Origin of the sequence: Streptomyces sp. NPDC057438 (genome assembly GCF_042802995.1) — a bacterium.
GTDB lineage: Bacteria > Actinomycetota > Actinomycetes > Streptomycetales > Streptomycetaceae > Streptomyces.
On sequence record NZ_JBHVDD010000012.1, the window covers coordinates 14,441 to 31,764 of the forward strand.

Here is a 17,324-nt window from a genome sequence, read left to right on the forward strand (position 1 = left end):
CGGCGAGCACCGCACCGACGAAGGCCGCGGACACACCACCGTGTCCGCGGTTTCTCCAGGTCCGGGACTCGATCGGGAGGTGACCGCGAGTAGCGTGACCCCGCACCCGCATGAGCACCCGGAACCCGGCCCCGCATCCGGGCCGCCCGCGCCCCGGCCCCCCGCGCGGAGCATCACGCGTGCGCGACGCCCGGCCGCCTCCCCGTCGCCACCGGGACAGACGCCCCGCGCACCGTCCCGGCCGCAGGCGCGGGGGCTCCCCCGTGAGCACTCGCGTGCGCTGCCGCGGCGACGGGTCAGACCAGTTCGCCGACCGGGACCGGTTCCGGCTCCCGTGCCTCGGGCTGGGGGGTGCGGACCAGGTCGGCGAGACGTTCGGACCACTGGCCCTTGTTCTCGCCGAGTGCGAACTCGCCCAGCCGCAGACCCTGGATCTCCGACGTGCCGGCGGGGGCGTAGATGTGGAAGGCGTCGCGCAGGTAGCGCTCCACCGGGCGGTCGGTGAACAGGCCGCAGGCCGCGTGGATCTTGACGGCCTCCTGGGCGGACTCGATGGACGACTCGACGTTGAAGAGTTTCGCGGACATCAGCTCGACGTCGCAGGGCCGCCCCCGGTCCAGCAGGTGCGCGGCGAGATAGGCGCTCTGCCGCGCGAGGGTGAGTCGTTGCAGCATCCGGCCCAGCTCGATCTTGATGTTGGGCAGATGCCCCAGCGGCTTTCCGTAGCGCTGCGTCTCGGCGCAGTACCGCGCGGTCTCCTCGAACACCGCCTGGTGGATGCCGAGCGACACCGCCGTGAGGTTGAGGCGGCCGTAGAGGACGGACGAGGAGTAGGCGACGGCCAGCCCCTCGCCCTCCTCGCCGAGCCGGTTGGCGGCCGGCACCCGGCAGTTGTCGAAGACCAGCTCCCCGAAGCTGAACCCGTGCAGCCCCATGGAGGGCACCTGCTCGGCGAGGGAGAACCCCGGCCGGTCGGACTCGACCAGGAACGCCGTCATGCCCCCGGAGCCCGGACCGGTACGGACCACGACACCGTGCACATCACCCACATGGCTGTTGCCCACGAAGATCTTGCGGCCGTTGAGGATGTAGTCGTCGCCGTCCCGGACCGCGCTGCTCTCCATGCCGGCCACATGGCCCCCCGACCCCGGCTCGGTGACGGCGATGGTCGGCAGCACCTCTCCCGTGGCGATCCTCGGCAGCCAGTGGCGTTTCTGGCTGTCGTCGCCGAAGTGGACGATCTTGGCGACACCCAGCTGGGACGCCTGGACCATGGCCCCCATCGCACCGCTGACACGGGACAGTTCCTCGATGATGACGGTCTTGGCGAGGTGGCCCGCGCCCATGCCTCCGTGGACCGGGTCGATGGTGGCGCCGATCCAGCCCTGTCGGGCGATCTCCCGGGAGAGCCCCACCAGTGCGGTGCGGGAGGCCTCCATCTCGGGTATCAGCGGACGCACCACACGCTCGGCGAACTCCCGTACGCGCTGCCGCAGATCCTCGTGGTCCTGGGTTGTGAAGACGTGTTCCACGCCGAGCCCTTCTGAGCGTTACCCCGCGCCCGGGGGAGACGCGGTGGCTGTGCGTCAGCCGTGATTCCGGTGGGAAGACGGGCCGACCTGCAACATGGTCTACAAATCAACCTCTAACGCCAAGATCGTTAAGAGGGTTTGGCCGAAACATTGACAGTTGAAATCTGAACGTAAATGTGAGAAGGGAAAGGGGTGTTGTCCATATTTTGATACTTTCCAAGCCGAACTTGCACGGCCATCCCGACCCGACTTCGGGCAGACATCAGCCGGACCACCAGGCACACCCGTCCAGACCGGGCTTCCCTCGCCGCTGTGCACCCCCAAATACCAAACTGACACGCCGTCCGGGCAGGTTTGATCAAGGTTACACAGATTTCAAGCCACCTCCGCAAGCGACGAATGTGGCCGGACCGTGGCGATTCGGAGACCCTGACGTGTCGACAAGTACCCATTCGGGGCGGCTCACGGAAGCGACAGTTCCGCCCGAGGGCCCTCGGCCTGCCTGGGCGGTTGCCGTAGGGACCGTCAAGTGACCGCGCCGGAGGCCAAGTTGCGGTCCGGAGAATGCTGACGACGGGGCTCGTGTCCTGATACCGTTCCGTCCGCCCGCTGGTACGCGCCGCCGCGTGTCCAGCCGGAGCACAGGGCTGCCGGACGGTTCGCGGCGCCCCCACGGCCATCGGACGTTCGCTGTCGTACGAGGAAGCAGATGCCAGGCACTCTCCCCCGCATCGGCCCCCCGCGCGACACGACCGCGGCACGGCGGCCCCGATGAGCGGTGACACGCCCCGCACCGAGGCCACCGCCCCGCACCCCCTCCAGGGGCTGCCCCGAAGGCCCCGCGGCACCTCCTCCGCGCCCAGGCGCGCCGAGCAGGCGGCCGAGGCCCCCGGAACGCACGACGACACGGACGACAGCCTCTCCCCGGACGCCCTGGCCCGGGCCATGGTGGCGATCCGGCGCGGCTCGGACCGCGCCCGGCTCGCCGGACCGGACGACACCGACAGCACCGACGGCCGACCGGCACCACGGCCCGGCCCCGACGCCGCCTGACGGGCGCTCCCCCCGGCGCCCCGACGAACCGGCGCCCACCGCGGCGCCGACCGACCGTGAGGAACACGCACGACATGACAGAGCAGGAACGAACCGGTCCCCAGCTGGACTGGCTGCTGGACGGGCTCGTGGAACGCATACCCGAGATCCGCTGCGCCATCGTGCTGTCCGGGGACGGCCTCCTCGTCGGCAAGTCCAGGGACATCCGGTTCGACGACGCCGAGCACCTGTCCGCGGTCGGCTCGGGCATGCACAGCCTCGCCCGGGGCGTGGCCCGCCACTTCCACGGCGGCGAGGTCCAGCAGACGGTCATCCAGATGGAGCGGGCCTTCCTCTTCGTCACCGCCGCGGGCCGGGGCGCCCGGCTGGCCGCGATCGCCTCGGAGGAGGTCGACGTCGGGATGATGGCGTTCGAGATGGGCACCCTGGTCAAGCAGGTCGGCAAGTACCTGAGTGCCGCGCCCCGTGCGGAGACCCCGTCCGACTACGTGCAGGACGCGTGAGCCGCCACGGCGGCCGGGCCCGGAACTCGTCGAAAGGGTGATGGATGGTGTCCGTCAGCTCCGAGACCGTCGTACCCACCGCCCTGAAGATCCTCATCGCGGGAGGCTTCGGCGTCGGCAAGACCACCATGGTCGGCGCGGTCAGCGAGGTGACCCCGCTGGCGACCGAGGAGCACATCAGCGCGGCGGGCCGGCGGGTGGACGACCTCAGAGGTGTCGAGCAAAAGGTGTCGACCACCGTCGCCCTGGACTTCGGCCGCATCACCGTCTCCCCCGAACTGGTGCTCTATCTCTTCGGTACGCCCGGCCAGGACCGCTTCTGGTTCATGTGGGACGACCTGTGCAGCGGCGCCCTCGGGGCCGTGGTCCTCGCCGACACCCGACGGCTCGACGCCTGCTTCGCCGCGGTCGACTTCTTCGAGTCGCGCTCCATCCCCTTCGCGGTCGGCGTCAACTGCTTCGACGGCCGCCGTGAGGCCGACACCGAGCAGGTCCGCCAGGCCCTCGACCTGGCGCCCACCGTTCCGGTCCTGCTCTGCGACGTGCGCCAGCGCCAGTCCGGCAAGGAACTCCTGCTGGCCGTGCTCGGGGCGGCCCGCCGGAAGATGGAGGCCCGGCTGGTCGCGGCGGGCCTCCGGCCGGGCTGAGCGGCCGGGCACGGCGGACCTGCCGGGGCGCGCGAGGGCCAAAGGACCGGGTCCGGACTCAGCGGGCCGGTTCCCCGGCCCGGGCGACGAGGTCCGCCCGGCTGATGGAGTCGGTGCGGGTCGAGGGGACGGTGCAGGCGTGGGCGCCCGCGATCGCGCCGTAGAGGGCGCAGCGGTGCGGCGGTTCGCCGGTGAGCCGGCCGAAGAGGTAGCCGGCCGCGAAGGCGTCCCCGGCGCCGTTGGAGTCCACCACCGGCGACGGCGGGGTCACCGGCGGGACGTGGCTCAGTTCGCCGTCGACCAGGTGGTAGGCGCCCCGCGCCCCGTCCGTGGCGACGACTGTGCGCGCACGGCCCCGCTCGGTGATCCGGCGCATGGTCCGCTCCGGGTCCGTGAGCCGGGCGGCGGACAGGAAGACCAGGTCGGCCGCGTGAGCGTACGCCTCGTGGTACGGGTCGGCGCCGTCCCAGTCGTGCAGGTCGGTCGAGACGGGCACGCCCAGCTCGCGCAGCAGGGGCAGGGAGGCCGCGCACGGCTGACTGATGGAGACGTGGACGTGCCGGCTGACCCGGGCCAGCGCCCGGACCGCGTCCGGGGGCAGTTCGTCCACCTCCTGGCTGCGGCTGCCGTCGTACAGGGAGCAGCGGCGGCCGTCCGGGCCGACCAGGTTCACCGCGCGCCGGGTGCCGCCGGGCAGGGGTCCCTCGGTGAGCGGTACGCCCCGGTCCCGGTGCAGCGCACGGACCAGGTCGCCCTCGTGATCGTCGCCGAGGAGGTCCAGATGGTGCGTGCGCAGGCCGAGACCGTGCGCGGCCACCGCCAGGAAGTCGCCGGTCTGCCCGGCCCGGGTCTCGATGGCCGGCACCAGATGGCTGTCGGCGAACGGAAGCGGCAGCTCGGGGACGTAGACGATGGTGTCCACGCCCGCACCGCCCAGCACGAGGACGTCGATCTCGGACTCGGTGCGCAACATGCCTCCAGCGGCGAGGAGTTCACTGTGGAGGCAGCGTACGACCGGGCGGACCGGCGGGTGACCGGAGCGGGATTCCGGTCACCCCACCGGCCGGCACGGGGCCGGGCAGAGGCCCGGCCGCGGGGCGGGTTCCAGGTCAGGGGCGGGTTCTAGGTCCAGGACGGGTCGGTCATGGTGAGGGCCTCGTTCTCGTGCGGAGCCGTCGGAGGGGCGGGCTCGGGGGTTTCCCGGCCCTCCGACGGCAGTTCTGCCCAGACGACGCGACCGGACCGTTGTGGGGTGTCACGCACCCCCCAGTCGCTGCTGAGCATGCCGACCAGCATGAGCCCACGCCCGTTCTGGTCGTCGGGGCCCGGGCGACGCCGGGCAGGCTGTGTGGGACCGCCGCTCTGGTCCTCGACCTCGATGCGGAGCCGGCGGCCGGTGCACTGCAGCCGGCACACGATCCACTCGCTGTCCGTGTGGGTCAACGCGTTGGTGACCAGTTCGGACGTGATCAGGAGGACGTCCTCGGCCGTCTCCGTGGGCACGTCCCACTCACCGAGCAGCTCGCGCACGGTTCTGCGCGCCTCACCCGCCGACGCGGGCACCGCGGGCAGTCCGAACACGCCCGCTCGGTGCGGTTCGTAGGCCTCTGATCCAAGGGGTGGGTACATGGTCGGGAGTAACCGGTCCGTGGAGGGGGGGAGAGTGGGCGGAGCCATCGCCGTAAGCCTTTCGTTGGCCCTTCGCACCGGAGGGGCACCGGTGCCACGGCCGTCTCGCCGCACGCCACGAGCTGCGGCAACTCATAGCGGACAGCGCTGAGTTGCGGCCACATCTCCCCCAACCTGGCCGCGCAGCTCCGGTGTTCGCCGAAGCTGTGACGGTACGTCCACTGTGGCATCCGCGAACAACACCTCGCAACCAGCAAGTTGAAATTTGCATTTTGCGGGGCGCATGTCGTCACCGTTCGAGCCAAGATCGTGTCAGACTGCGCACTCGAAGCGACTCGCACAACAACGCGCAACCCTTGAAGGAAAGCGCGCAAGAGCTGTAAGGCAGTTCGACATGACCTCAGTGCCCGGCATGAGGGGGTGGTGGGCGTGACCGCGGAAACCGAGTGGGGCGGCGCCCCCTCCGTCCTGCGCATGATCCTCGGCAGACAGCTGGAGGAGTTGCGCACGCGTGCCGGACTCACGTTCGAACAGGCCGGTGAGGCGATCGGTGTCAGCCATTCCACGATCCGCCGCCTGGAGTCCGCCAAGGTCGCCCGGCTGCGCCTGCCCGACGTGGAGAAACTGCTCCAGGTCTACGGGGTGCGGGACCAGCAGGAGATCGAGACCTTCCTGAAGTCCGTCCGGGAGGCCAACAAGCGTGGGTGGTGGCACACCTACCGCGACGTCCTGCCCGACTGGTTCGCCGCCTACCTCAGCCTGGAACAGGCGGCCCTCCAGATCCGCGCCTACGAGGCGCAGTTCGTGCACGGTCTGCTCCAGACCGAGGAGTACGCCCGCGCCCTGCTCGGCGCCGGCAATCCGCACGCCGCCACCGAGGACACCGAGCGGCGGGTGGCGCTGCGGATGCGGCGCCAGGAACTCCTCAGCCGGGTCCAGCCGCCCCGGCTGTGGGTGGTGATGGACGAGACCGTGCTCAGATGGCCGGTCGGCGGCCCGGAGGTGATGCGCGCTCAGATCGACCATCTGATCGAGCTGAACCGGCTGCCGCACGTGACGGTCCAGCTCATGCCGTTCCACAACGGCCCGCATCCGGCGATGCGGGCCGGTGCGTTCCATCTCTTCCGGTTCAGGGCACCGGAGCTGCCGGACATCGTCTACCTCAGCGGTCTGGTGGGCGCCGTCTACCTCGACAAGAGCGACGACGTCGTCGTCTACCGCGAGGCCCTGGACCGGCTGGGCGCGCAGTCGGCGCCCGCCCGGAAGACCGAGGCCCTCCTCGGTGCGCTACGCAAGGAGCTCTGACGTGCACCACCCCATACCCGACGGAGTACACGACGACGTCCGCAACGGCATGCCCGCCCGCGAACTCGGCAGGCAGGACTGGCACCGGCCCTGGAGCGACGACGCCGGCGGTGCCTGCGTGGAGGTGAAGAAGCTGGCCGACGGCCGGGTCGCGGTACGCCAGTCGACCGACCCGGACGGGCCGGCCCTGCTGTTCACCCCGCGGGAGATGACCAGTTTTCTGGCCGGCGTGAAGGCGGGCGAGGCCGACTTCCTGCTCTGACCTGCTTGCTGCCACGCCTCGTTGACGCACCACCTGTTTCGCCGACGGGTTCCCTCTCTGCCGAACCCCCGGCTCCGCCCGACCGTACACATGAAGGACACGACCTGATGGGAGGGACGGCGTTGCCCGACAACGGATGGCCGGCCGACCGGATCGACACCGAGCACGCGCACTCCGCGCGTATCTACGACTACATCCTCGGCGGCAAGGACTACTACCCGGCCGACAAGGAGGCCGGTGACGCGATGGCGCACGAGTGGCCGGCCCTGCCGGTCCACATGCGCGCCAACCGCGACTGGATGAACCGTGCGGTGCGCTGGCTCGCCGAGAAGGCGGGCATGCGCCAGTTCCTCGACATCGGAACCGGCATCCCCACCTCGCCGAACCTCCACGAGATAGCCCAGTCGGTGGCCCCCGAGTCCCGGGTCGTCTACGTGGACAACGACCCGATCGTCCTCACCCTCTCCCAGGGGTTGCTGGCCAGCACTCCCGAGGGCAGGACCGCGTACATCGAGGCCGATTTCCAGGACCCGGAGACCGTGCTCGGCTCGGCCGAGTTCGCGGAGACCCTCGACCTGACCAAGCCGGTCGCGCTCACCGTGATCGCGATCGTCCACTTCGTGCTGGACGAGGACGACGCGGTCGGCATCGTCCGCCGACTCCTCGAACCGCTCCCCTCGGGCAGCTACCTGGCGATGACCATCGGCACCGCCGAGTTCGCCCCCGAGGAGGTGGGCCGCGTCGCCCGCGAGTACGCCGCCCGCGACATGCCCATGCGGCTGCGCACGATCGACGAGGCCCACGAGTTCTTCGACGGTCTCGAACTCGTCGAGCCCGGCATCGTCCAGGTCCACAAGTGGCACCCGGACGGCACCGGCGAGGAGAACATCCGCGACGAGGACATCGCGATGTACGGGGCGATCGCACGCAAGCCCTGAGCCAGGCACGTCCCACCCCCGGTCCGGCGCGCTGTGCCGGGCCGGGGGTCTCGTCACTCCCGGGTCCGCGCCAGGGCCCTAGTCCGACACCGCCGCCGTGCTGTCGCGGACGATCAGCTCGACGGGGACGACGGGGTCCCGCTCCGGGGCGTCGGCCGCCGGCTCGGGGCCGTCGAGCTGCCGCAGCAGCAGCCGCAGCGCCATGGTGCCGATCGAGGAGTAGTCCGTACGGATCGTCGTCAGCGGCGGCAGCAGATGCGCCGCCTCCGGGATGTCGTCGTAACCGACGACGCTCACGTCCCGCGGGACCCGGCGGCCCGCCTCGTGCAGGGCGCGCAGCAGGCCGAGTGCCATCTGGTCGTTGGAGACGAACACGGCGGTGACGTCCCGGTCGGCCGCCAGCCGCCTGCCCAGCTCGTAGCCGGAGTCGGCGCTCCAGTCCCCGACGAGGGGCTCGTGGACGCGCGCCCCGGCCCGCTCCAGGGTCTCGCGCCAGCTCTCGGCGCGGCGGTCGGCGGAGGTCCAGCCGGTGGGGCCCGCGATGTGCCGGACGGTGGGGTGGCCGAGGTCCAGCAGGTGCCCGGTCGCCAGCCGGGCACCCGCGGTGAAGTCCGAGGAGACCACCGGCGTGCCGTCGCCGAGGCCGTTGTCCAGCATCACCAGCGGGGTGTCCGGGCGGGCCCGTGCGAGCGCGGTGGCGACCGGGCGCTGGGGGGCGATGGCGATGATGCCGTCGGCGCCCTCGGCCGACAGCCGGTCCACCGCCTCGACGACGGTGTCCCGGTCCGCGGTGTCGAGGGCGATGGAACTGACGAGGTAACCCGCCTTCTGGGCGGCCGTGTTGATCGCGGTCAGGGTGGAGGCGGGGCCGTAGCGGGCGGCGTCGAAGGAGATCACGCCGAGCATGCGGGTGCGGCCGCTGGCCAGGGAACGGGCGCTGCGGCTGGGGCGGTAGCCGAGGGTGCGCATGGCGTCCAGCACGGCCTGTCTCGTCTCCGTACGGACGGACGGGTGGTCGTTGAGGACGCGGGAGACGGTCTGCTTGGAGACGCCGGCGAGGCGGGCCACGTCGTCCATCACCGGGCGGGAGCCGGCGAAGTTGCGTCGGCTGCGGCCGCGGGTGGGTTTGGGGTGGGCGGGGGGGTCGGCCGCGGTGCCGTCCGTGGTGCTGGGGGGCATGCGGCTGCTTCCTGACTGTGAGGGGGACTGGCTGGGCCGGGGTGGTGTGTGCTGGGGGGTGCTGTGTGTGCTGTGTGTGCTGTGTGGGGCACAGGATAGGGGCGGAGTGGTGGGGCGGGGATTCCTCGCCCCCGCCGCCCCTACCCTTCCCGTCCTCCAGGGGCTGCGCCCCTTCGGCCCCCAGACGTCCGTTCGGCGGGGGCTGGTCGTGCAGTTCCCCGCGCCCCTGAAAAGCAGGGGGTGCAGCCCCTGCTTTTCAGGGGCGACACCGGCCACCTTTCATGCCTGCGGGGCCTGGGCTTTCAGGGGCGCGGGGAACTGCGCGAGAAGCCCCACCGGGCCCGCCGCCGACGCACCCCCACGCGGTCAGCCGGGGCGGAGGGGCCATGTTCGTCGCGTTGCGCACTCCGCTCGGATGATCGTCGCCGGGATGGCGCGGTCGCCCGTCCAGCCCGGGACATACACCGGCGCCCCTGCGGGCAGCGGGAGCACCCGCAGTTGCAGGCACCGCGCCGCCCCGGAGGGCAGTCGGTCGAGGCCGATCTCCCAGACCCGGCCCGAGTAGAACTGGTCGGCGACGAGACGGCCGCCCACGTACGCGCGGGCCACGTCGCCGGTCCAGTGGACGCGGAGCAGCGTGCCCGGCGGCACGTCGTCCGGCAGCTCGACGACGTACTCGGCGGCCACCGTGTCGAAGTGCTCGTCGGCCGGGACGCTCGCCCGCCCCAGCACACCCGTCGTGACCGCGGGCGCCTCGCCCGGGGGCCGGACCGGTGTGAGGGGCAGCGCGCGGGGCGTGCCGGGCCGCCCGTCGTCGTCCGGCACCACCGTGTAGCGGACGAAGACCCCGTCGGCGGCCTCCTTCACCACCGCCCCGGGGGCCAACGGGGCCCGCTCGGGGGCGGGCAGTACGGCGAACGACGGTTCCGGGGCCGGCCCGTGGACCCGCACCTCGTCCGTGTGGGCGTCGAAGACCACCCCGCCGCCGGACGCGCACAGGACGAGCCGGTCCGCGCCCCAGGCCCGGCCCCGGTACAGGGTGCGGGCCGTGGCCGCGTCCAGGACCAGGAGACCGGCCCGGCGGCCGTCGGTGGTGTCGACCTCGACCAGGGCGTCCGTGCCCGGCCGCAGCCCGGTCACCAGGACACGGTCGCCGACGGTGGTGACCTCGCCCGAGGGCGCGGAGAGCGTCGTCACCGTACGGACGTCCAGGGCGAGTTCGGGGGCGATGCCGTCGGTCGCGGCGAGGACCAGGACCGTACGGCCGCGTCCGTCGTCGACCGTGCAGACGGGCTGCGCGGTGGCCCAGTCCAGCCGCAGTCCGGCGATGTCCAGCCGCAGCGGCCAGCAGAAAAAGGCCCCTCGGGGGACCGTGACCGGTTCGCTCGGCAGGGACAGCCCCTCGTCGGGTCCGTCCGGGAACTCCACCGTGAACGTCGTCCCCGGGTGGTCCGGCAACGGCTCGTGCGGCTGGTGGTTGTTGACGAAGAGGAAGCCCGACCGGTCGTCGCCGCGGACCGCCCAGCGCAGGGTCTCCCGGTCGTCCTGGCCCGTGGGCAGCCGCTCGGGCAGGGCGGAGGCCATCGGGGCGAGAAGGGAACCGAAGTCGGCCAGCAGCAGGTGCTGGAGGCGGAGTTCGTCGTAGGACGCGCGGTACTGGCCGTACTCGCCGAGGGGGGCCTGGAAGTCGTAGGTGAGGACCGGAAGGTCGTTGGGGTAGCCGGTGGCGTGGGACTCCTGGAGGGTGGTGCGCTCGCCCGGCGGGTTGGTGCCGCCGTGGAACATGTAGTAGCCCTGCCAGACCGAGCCGGAGCCGATCTTGGTGAGGGCGAGGGCGCCGACGTCGGCGGGGTCCACACGCGGCCGGCGGTGGTAGGCCACCGCCATGCCGCCGCCCAGCTCACAGGTGGCCCAGGGGAACCGTTCCGTCGATTCGGCCCGGGCACCGCCGTGTTCCCTCGTCGGGCGGAGGTCCGCGCCGATGCCCTCGTCGTCGCGCTCGTGGGTGAAGAAGAAGTGCTTGCGGCAGGTGTCGGGCCAGCCGCCGTCCGCCTCGGTCCAGAACGTCTCGGGGTAACCGCCGTACAGGGGCAGGAGTTCACCGGGCGGCAGCCGCACCCCGCCCCAGGCCGTCGACGTCCACAGGGGGGCCGACAGGCCTGCCTCCTGGGCCGCCCGCTTCAGCGTCAGCAGATGGCCCGGCTGGTCGTCCAGCTCGTTCTCGATCTGGATCGCGACGACCGGACCGCCGTGCGAGCGGTCCAGGCCGCGCAGCTGCCCGGCGATCGCCGCGTACCAGGCGCGTACCGGGGCGAGGTAGGCCGGGTCGTCGGTGCGGGGTGCGTCGGTGCGGGCGAGCACCCAGTCCGGCAGGCCCCCGTTTCGGACCTCGGCGTGCACCCAGGGGCCGATGCGGGGGATCAGGTCCAGACCGTGGCGGGCGCAGAGTTCCGCGAAGCGCCGCAGGTCGCGGTCGCCGTCGAACCTGACGCGGCCCTCGGTCTCCTCGTGGTGGATCCAGATGACGTAGGCGGCGACGGCCGTGACCCCGCCCGCCTTCATCTTGAGCAGTTCCTCCTCCCACTCCCCCGCCGGGTAGCGGGAGAAGTGGAACTCTCCTGAGACGGGGAACCACGGGCGGCCGCCCCGCGTCAGCCAGCGGCTGTTGACCTCGACGGGGTCGGGCACGCCCGGCGCGTCGGCGAAGGGCAGGTGCCCGCCCAGCGGTGGGTCGTCGAGCCGTGGCAGGCGCACGCGGTGCGGCCGCTCCATCAGGGCTTCACCGGACCCAGGTCGGGGACGTCGGTGAACTCGGCGCGGGAACTGGTCGTGGCGTTGAGTTCCAGCAGGACCAGGTCGTTGGCGCCGGGACGCAGGACGGGACCGGGGACGTACAGCGTGCGCTGGGGGCCCCGGTTCCAGTAGCGGCCGAGGTGGAAGCCGTTGATCCAGGCCTGGCCCTTGGTCCAGCCGGGCAGCGAGAGGAAGGTGTCGGCGGGGGTGTCGATCTCGAAGGTGCCGCAGTGGAAGGCCGGGACGGTGACCGGGGCCGCCTCGGCCGGGGCGAAGGGGACCGTGGACAGGTCGGCCAGCGGGAGGCGGTGGGTGTCCCAGCCGTGCAGGGCGGTGCCGTTGAAGGTGACCGGGCCGAGCAGGCCCTTGGCGGCGCCGATGCGGGGGCCGTAGTTGACGCCGCCCATGTTCTCGACCAGGACGTCGAGGGTGGCGCCGGCGCGCGGGACGCGCAGGGGCAGGGTCTCGTCGTGCCGTTCGCGTTCCAGTACGCCGACGGGGGCGCCGTCGACGAAGACCTGGGCGCGGTCGCCCACCCCGCCGTCGAAGTGCAGCAGGCCGTCGCCCGCCTCGGGGAGGGTGGTGCGGTAGAGGGCGTAGCCGGAGCGCTGCCCCAGCTCCTCCATGGTCGGCGGGTGCTCGGTGCGCTCCGCGGTGGCGGCGAGGCCGGTGGCGTACGGCAGCAGGAGGGCCCGGTGGTCCAACTCCACGGTGATGCCCGTGAGTTTGGGGGCGGGCGCCGGGGCCGGCTCCTCGGGGACCGGCGCGTGACGGGCGATGACCTCGCGGAAGGCGTGGTACTTGGGGCCGGGGTCGCCGGACTCGGTGAGGGCGGCGTCGTAGTCGTAGGAGGTGACGATCGGGGCGTAGCACTGGTCGTGGTTGGCGCCGTTGGTGAAGCCGAAGTTGGTGCCGCCGTGGAACATGTAGATGTTGACGGAGGCACCGGCGGCCAGCAGCCTGTCGAGGTCGGCGGCGGCGCTCTCCGCGTCCCGGACGTGGTGCTCCTCGCCCCAGTGGTCGAACCAGCCGATCCAGAACTCCGAGCACATCAGGGGTCCTTCGGGCATGTGCGCCCGCAGTGCCGCCAGGGACTCCTCGACCTTGCCGCCGAAGGTGGCGGTGGACAGGACGCCGGGCAGGCCGCCGGCGGCCAGGTGATGGCCGGAGCCCGCCTGGTCGCAGGTGAACAGCAACTCCTCCACGCCCCGTGCGCGCAGCGCCTGGTGGACGTGCTTGAGGTACGCGGTGTCGTCGCCGTACGCCCCGTACTCGTTCTCGACCTGCACGGCGATGACGGGGCCGCCGTTCGCCGCCATGTACGGCAGCAGCGGGGGCAGCAGGATGTCGAGGTAGCGGTCGAGGGCGTCGGTGAAGCGGGGGTCGCTGGAGCGCAGCCGGATCCCGGGGTCCGAGGTGAGCCAGGAGGGCAGGCCGCCGCCGTCCCACTCGGCGCAGATGTACGGGCCGGGGCGCAGCAGGACGTGCAGGCCCTCGGCGCGGGCGAGGTTCAGGTAGCGGGGCAGGTCGAGCAGCCCGTCGAGGACGAGCGGGCTGTCGGGGTCGGGCTGGTGGAGGTTCCAGGGGACGTACGTCTCCACGGTGTTGAGGCCCATCAGCCGGGCCTTGCGCAGCCGGTCGGCCCACAGGTCGGGGTGGATGCGGAAATAGTGCATCGCGCCGGAGACGATCCGGAACGGTTCACCGTTCAGGAGGAAACCGTCGGACGACGTGGTCAGAGCGGGCGTGCTCAAGGCTGTTTCCCTTCGGCGGGGTGTACGGGGGGAGGTGCGGGGACGGTCCGGCGTGCCGGTCTCGGGCGTCGGGGCCCGGGGTGTGGGGGCCACGGGCGGCCGCCCGTGGCCCGGCTACGGTGAGGGCGAGGGGGAGCGGGTGGCGCGGATCAGCCACAGCGTGACCAGCAGACACAGGGCCGAGACCGCGCCGAGCAGCAGCGGGACCGCGCGGACGCCGGACCACTCGATGGCCTTGCCGAGCGCCGGGCCGGCCGCCACTGCGCCGATCATGGAGGCGGCGATGACGAGCGCTCCGGCCCGGCGGGCCCGGGGCGCGGCCTCGTTCAGCCAGGGCAGACCGGTGGGGAAGATCGGCGCGATGAACAGGCCGACTCCGGCGTAGGCGTACGGGGCGAGCGCGGGCACCGAGGCCAGCAGCAGGCAGACCGTCATGCCGGCGCAGGACACGGTGATGATCGTCCGGGGTGAGTGGCGCAGGGCGAGGGGGGCGGCCAGGAAGCGGCCGGCCGTCATCATCAGCCAGTAGCCGGAGGTGGCGGTCGCGGCGGCCCCGGCTCCGTAGCCGACCGCCTCCAGGTGCGTGGGCTCCCAGCCGCCGACCCCGGCCTCGATGCCGACGTGCAGGACGTAGAGGGCGACGAACACGGCGAGCACCGAGCCGAGGCTGCGGGACAGGGGTGAGCCGCCCGCCGTCGCGCCGGTGGTGCCGGTCCCGCCCGGCGTGCCGGGGGTGGGCTGGGGCACCTGGTCGCGTACGCCCCGCAGGCACAGGAGCACCGGCAGGTTGGCGGCGGCGAAGGCGAGGAAGAGCGCCGGGTAGTGCTCGGCACCGACGGCGGCGACCAGGGCGGGGCCGAGGATCGCGCCGACGCCGAAGTGGGCGTTGAGGATGTTCAGCATGGCGGTGGAGCGGTGGCCGAAGCCGACGGCGAACAACTGGTTGAGGCCGAAGTCGATGCCGCCGAAGCCGACTCCGGCGAGCAGGGCGGCGACGAGGGCGGCCGGCCAGTTCGGGGCGAGGGCGAAGCCCGCCGCCCCGAGGGCCATCAGCAGGTACGAGGTGCCGAGGAGCCGCCGGTTGCCGAGCCGCCCGTACAGCCGGTCGAAGACCAGGACGCCCGCGACCCCGCCGACGAAGTGGGCGCTGAGCCCGAGCCCGGCGGCCGAGGGCGAGAGCGCGAAGTCGTCGCGGAGGGCCGGGATGGCGGGCCCGTAGAGCGCCTGCAGCGCGCCGATGAGGACGAATCCGCCGCACGAGGCGACCACGGCGGCCGGGCTGAAGACCCGGCTCTCCGATGCCGGCCGGACGGGCTTCACCTCTTGCGCGGTCGATGTTTCGGACACGCCGGAATCCGCCTCTCCGTGACTGGGACCCCCGAAGTGTTACCGGTAACATCAGCGCCGTCAAGATCTCCCGCAGGGGTGTGGGGCGGGGTGGTGCGGGAGTGACGGAGTGGGGGTGCGGGGGCTGCTGGGGGACGGGGCGGGCGGCGTGGGAGGGCCCCTGCTCGGACCCGGAGAGAGGTCGGAGGCCGACGGGCTCGGATCCGGGGAAGGCCGGTGCCCGATGAACACGGAGCCCTTCGGGGAAAGCCGGTGGCCCGCACCCCCGGCCCGTGGTTCCATGCCGCGATGACGAGCAGAAACGTATCCGGTGGAAGCGCGGCCCCCCATGTCCGGTGCCGCGTCGACGGTGACCTCGACGGATGTGCCGAGGTGCTCGCTGAGGTCCACGACCGCGACGGCTATCCGGTCGACTGGCCCGAGCGGCCCGGCGCCTGGCTGACCCCTCCGTCGCTCCTCGCCGCCTGGGTGGCGCAACTGGACGGCCGGATCGCCGGTCATGTGGGCCTTGCCCGGAGCGGCGCGGGGGACGCGGCGCCCGGGCTGTGGAGCGAGCGTACGGGTGTGGGCGCCGACCGGACGGCCGTGGTCAGCCGGCTGTTCGTCGCTCCGTCCGCGCGCGGCCGGGGGCTCGGCGCGTCGCTGCTGGCCCGCGCGGGCGCCGAGGCACGGCGGCGCGGGCTGCATCCGGTGCTCGACGTGGCGGCGTCCGACACCGCCGCGGCGGCGCTCTACGAACGGCTCGGTTGGGAGTTCCTGGCCACGGTCGAGCAGCGGTGGGGCCCGGATCGGACGGTGTCCGTCCGGTGCTACGCGGCGGCGGTGTCCTGATCCGCCCTCGGTCGGTCACCGCGCGGCGCCGGGACGCGACCGGCTGGGAAGGGCGGGCGCGCCCGGGAGCGGGTGCCGGGCGCGCCCTGTCGGGAGGGCCGGTCAGCAGATGCTCTGCGAGCTGTTGACCAGGCGGTTGTTGCGGAAGGTGGTGTTCTCGCCGCAGGGGCTCTCCCTGAGGGAGGAGTTGGTGACCGTCAGGTTCTGGACGGTGATGTCACGGTTGCCGGGGAACTCCGAGCGCGCCGCGAGCCGGATCTCGCCCCCGCCGGAAACCGTGCCGCTCCGGGCCGCGAGGTTCACGTTGGAGCAGTTCTCGATCAGGATCGCGTTGTTGCCGGTGTCGGTGAGGCTGATCCGGTCGATCACCGCGCCGCCGCTCTCGGAGACGCAGAAGATCCCGCGCCCGCCGCCGCGCGCGATCACCTCGCCGACCCGGATGTTGGTCGGGTACGAACTGCCCACCCGGCCGTTGCGGTTGGCCATGCGGAAGGCCGCGTAACCGGTGCCGGTGCCCGCGCCGTCGGCGTCGACCTTGGTGACGGTGGCGTTGATCGTCTGGTTGAGGAGCAGCCCGGACTCGCCCACGTTGCGGGCGGTGACCGTGCCGACGGTGAGCCCGTCGACGCCGTACGTCTCCACCGCGTGACTGCTCGCGCCGGACACGTACACGTTGTCGATCCGGACGTTGCGCGTCCACTGGCTGGTGTCGCCCCGGTTGTCGATGCGGACGCCGAGGCCGCGCGTCAGGCGCATGTCGAGCTGTCCGAGGACGACGTTCTGGACGTTGCGCAGGAAGATCCCGTACAGCGGGGTTCCGGTGAGGTTGAGGTGCTGGACCTCGATGTCCCGGGTGCCGCGCGAGTAGACGGGCGCCTGGTCGCCGGAGCCCGTGCCGGTGACGTCGATCGTGCCGCACACGTCGAGCACGGTGTAGCTGGGCAGTGAGACGCGGGACCCGGCGCCGATGGACCCCGAGCCGCGCACGACGACCCGCTCCTTCGACGTCCGTCCTGCGGTGAGGCTGTTGACGGCGGCCTGCATCGCCGCGCGCATGTCGGTACCGGTGTACGTGACGCTGCCGCCGCGCCTGGCGGTCCAGGTACCGCCGCTGAGCACGGCCTCCGCCTGGTACGAGCCCTCGCCACAGGCCGCCGCGGTCCCCGCCTCGGCGGCCACGGGGGCCGCCGCCGGCTCCGCGGCGGGACGCGCGGGAGCGGTCGGCGCGGCGGCCCCGGTGAGCAGCGCGCAGGCGAAGGCTGCGGTGACGAGGGCCCGCGTACGGCGGACGGCGGGGCCGACGGGCCGGTCGGCCGCTTCCGTGGCCGGGCCGCCCGGCGCCTCGCCGGGGGTGCGGGGGGTGCTGGTGTCGGTGGTCCGGGCTGCGGCTCTGCGTCCCATCTCGGCTTCTCCTGTGGGGGGTTCGGCGCGCCCGCCGAACCGTCCGCCGTCCGCCGTGCACTCCGTCGCGGGCCCGGCAGAACCCGGCGGGTCCCGGCGGGGCCCGGCCGGACCCGGCCGGACCCGGCCGGACCCGGCCGGGACGCGGCG

The 17,324-nt window shown here is 72.7% G+C and carries 15 protein-coding genes; 7 read left to right on the plus strand and 8 right to left on the minus strand.

All coding sequences use genetic code 11. The annotated features are described in order from the left end of the window. Window positions 1-296 precede the first annotated feature (296 nt). On the minus strand, window positions 297-1,532 hold the full coding sequence (locus ACFU5F_RS09845) for an acyl-CoA dehydrogenase family protein (RefSeq protein WP_383884494.1): 1,236 nt from the start codon (window positions 1,530-1,532) through the stop codon (window positions 297-299). A 771-nt stretch (window positions 1,533-2,303) separates the two neighbouring features. Between ACFU5F_RS09845 and ACFU5F_RS09850 the strand changes: the two genes are divergently transcribed. The 3 genes from ACFU5F_RS09850 to ACFU5F_RS09860 all read left to right on the plus strand — a co-directional run bounded on the left by ACFU5F_RS09850 (window position 2,304) and on the right by ACFU5F_RS09860 (window position 3,735). Continuing rightward, the gene (locus tag ACFU5F_RS09850; protein WP_383884497.1) at window positions 2,304-2,585 is read left to right on the plus strand and encodes a hypothetical protein; all 282 of its coding nucleotides are present in this window, start codon (window positions 2,304-2,306) and stop codon (window positions 2,583-2,585) included. Between the two features lie 74 nt (window positions 2,586-2,659). Then, window positions 2,660-3,088 carry a roadblock/LC7 domain-containing protein gene (locus tag ACFU5F_RS09855; protein WP_383884500.1) on the plus strand — a complete coding sequence of 143 codons (429 nt, stop codon included), beginning with the start codon at window positions 2,660-2,662 and terminating at the stop codon, window positions 3,086-3,088. A 44-nt stretch (window positions 3,089-3,132) separates the two neighbouring features. Then, entirely contained in the window at window positions 3,133-3,735 is a 603-nt protein-coding gene (locus ACFU5F_RS09860; protein ID WP_383884503.1) for an ATP/GTP-binding protein, read from the plus strand. A 58-nt stretch (window positions 3,736-3,793) separates the two neighbouring features. Here the strand turns inward: ACFU5F_RS09860 and ACFU5F_RS09865 are convergent, their stop codons facing one another. After that, window positions 3,794-4,705, minus strand: a complete 912-nt coding sequence (locus ACFU5F_RS09865) for an adenosine kinase (RefSeq protein ID WP_383884743.1) — start codon at window positions 4,703-4,705, stop codon at window positions 3,794-3,796. Window positions 4,706-4,857: 152 nt separating this feature from the next. Then, window positions 4,858-5,316 (minus strand): ATP-binding protein, encoded by a 459-nt coding sequence (locus tag ACFU5F_RS09870; RefSeq protein ID WP_383884506.1) that lies wholly within the window; start codon window positions 5,314-5,316, stop codon window positions 4,858-4,860. Window positions 5,317-5,793: 477 nt separating this feature from the next. On the opposite strand from ACFU5F_RS09870, the gene ACFU5F_RS09875 reads away from it, so the two are divergent. The 3 genes from ACFU5F_RS09875 to ACFU5F_RS09885 all read left to right on the plus strand — a co-directional run bounded on the left by ACFU5F_RS09875 (window position 5,794) and on the right by ACFU5F_RS09885 (window position 7,869). Continuing rightward, complete coding sequence (locus ACFU5F_RS09875) at window positions 5,794-6,669, plus strand: helix-turn-helix domain-containing protein (protein ID WP_383884508.1); 876 nt, start codon at window positions 5,794-5,796, stop codon at window positions 6,667-6,669. 1 nt (window position 6,670) lies between these two features. Next, window positions 6,671-6,931 (plus strand): DUF397 domain-containing protein, encoded by a 261-nt coding sequence (locus ACFU5F_RS09880; RefSeq protein ID WP_060906143.1) that lies wholly within the window; start codon window positions 6,671-6,673, stop codon window positions 6,929-6,931. 122 nt (window positions 6,932-7,053) lie between these two features. Continuing rightward, complete coding sequence (locus ACFU5F_RS09885) at window positions 7,054-7,869, plus strand: SAM-dependent methyltransferase (protein ID WP_319364205.1); 816 nt, start codon at window positions 7,054-7,056, stop codon at window positions 7,867-7,869. Between the two features lie 78 nt (window positions 7,870-7,947). Here ACFU5F_RS09885 and ACFU5F_RS09890 read toward each other — a convergent pair whose 3' ends face one another. The 4 genes from ACFU5F_RS09890 to ACFU5F_RS09905 form a co-directional block, all read right to left on the minus strand. Continuing rightward, the gene (locus tag ACFU5F_RS09890; RefSeq protein WP_383884511.1) at window positions 7,948-9,048 is read right to left on the minus strand and encodes a LacI family DNA-binding transcriptional regulator; all 1,101 of its coding nucleotides are present in this window, start codon (window positions 9,046-9,048) and stop codon (window positions 7,948-7,950) included. 366 nt (window positions 9,049-9,414) lie between these two features. Then, complete coding sequence (locus ACFU5F_RS09895; protein WP_383884513.1) at window positions 9,415-11,820, minus strand: beta-galactosidase; 2,406 nt, start codon at window positions 11,818-11,820, stop codon at window positions 9,415-9,417. Continuing rightward, complete coding sequence (locus ACFU5F_RS09900) at window positions 11,820-13,595, minus strand: beta-galactosidase family protein (protein WP_383884515.1); 1,776 nt, start codon at window positions 13,593-13,595, stop codon at window positions 11,820-11,822. Before ACFU5F_RS09900 ends, ACFU5F_RS09895 begins: the two co-directional genes overlap by 1 nt. 114 nt (window positions 13,596-13,709) lie before the next feature. Then, complete coding sequence (locus ACFU5F_RS09905) at window positions 13,710-14,942, minus strand: MFS transporter (RefSeq protein ID WP_383884518.1); 1,233 nt, start codon at window positions 14,940-14,942, stop codon at window positions 13,710-13,712. 288 nt (window positions 14,943-15,230) lie between these two features. Here ACFU5F_RS09905 and ACFU5F_RS09910 point away from each other — a divergent pair, with 288 nt between their 5' ends. Next, window positions 15,231-15,773, plus strand: a complete 543-nt coding sequence (locus ACFU5F_RS09910; protein WP_383884520.1) for a GNAT family N-acetyltransferase — start codon at window positions 15,231-15,233, stop codon at window positions 15,771-15,773. Between the two features lie 102 nt (window positions 15,774-15,875). Here the strand turns inward: ACFU5F_RS09910 and ACFU5F_RS09915 are convergent, their stop codons facing one another. Then, window positions 15,876-17,174 (minus strand): hypothetical protein, encoded by a 1,299-nt coding sequence (locus ACFU5F_RS09915; RefSeq protein ID WP_383884522.1) that lies wholly within the window; start codon window positions 17,172-17,174, stop codon window positions 15,876-15,878. Between the last annotated feature and the right edge of the window lie 150 nt (window positions 17,175-17,324).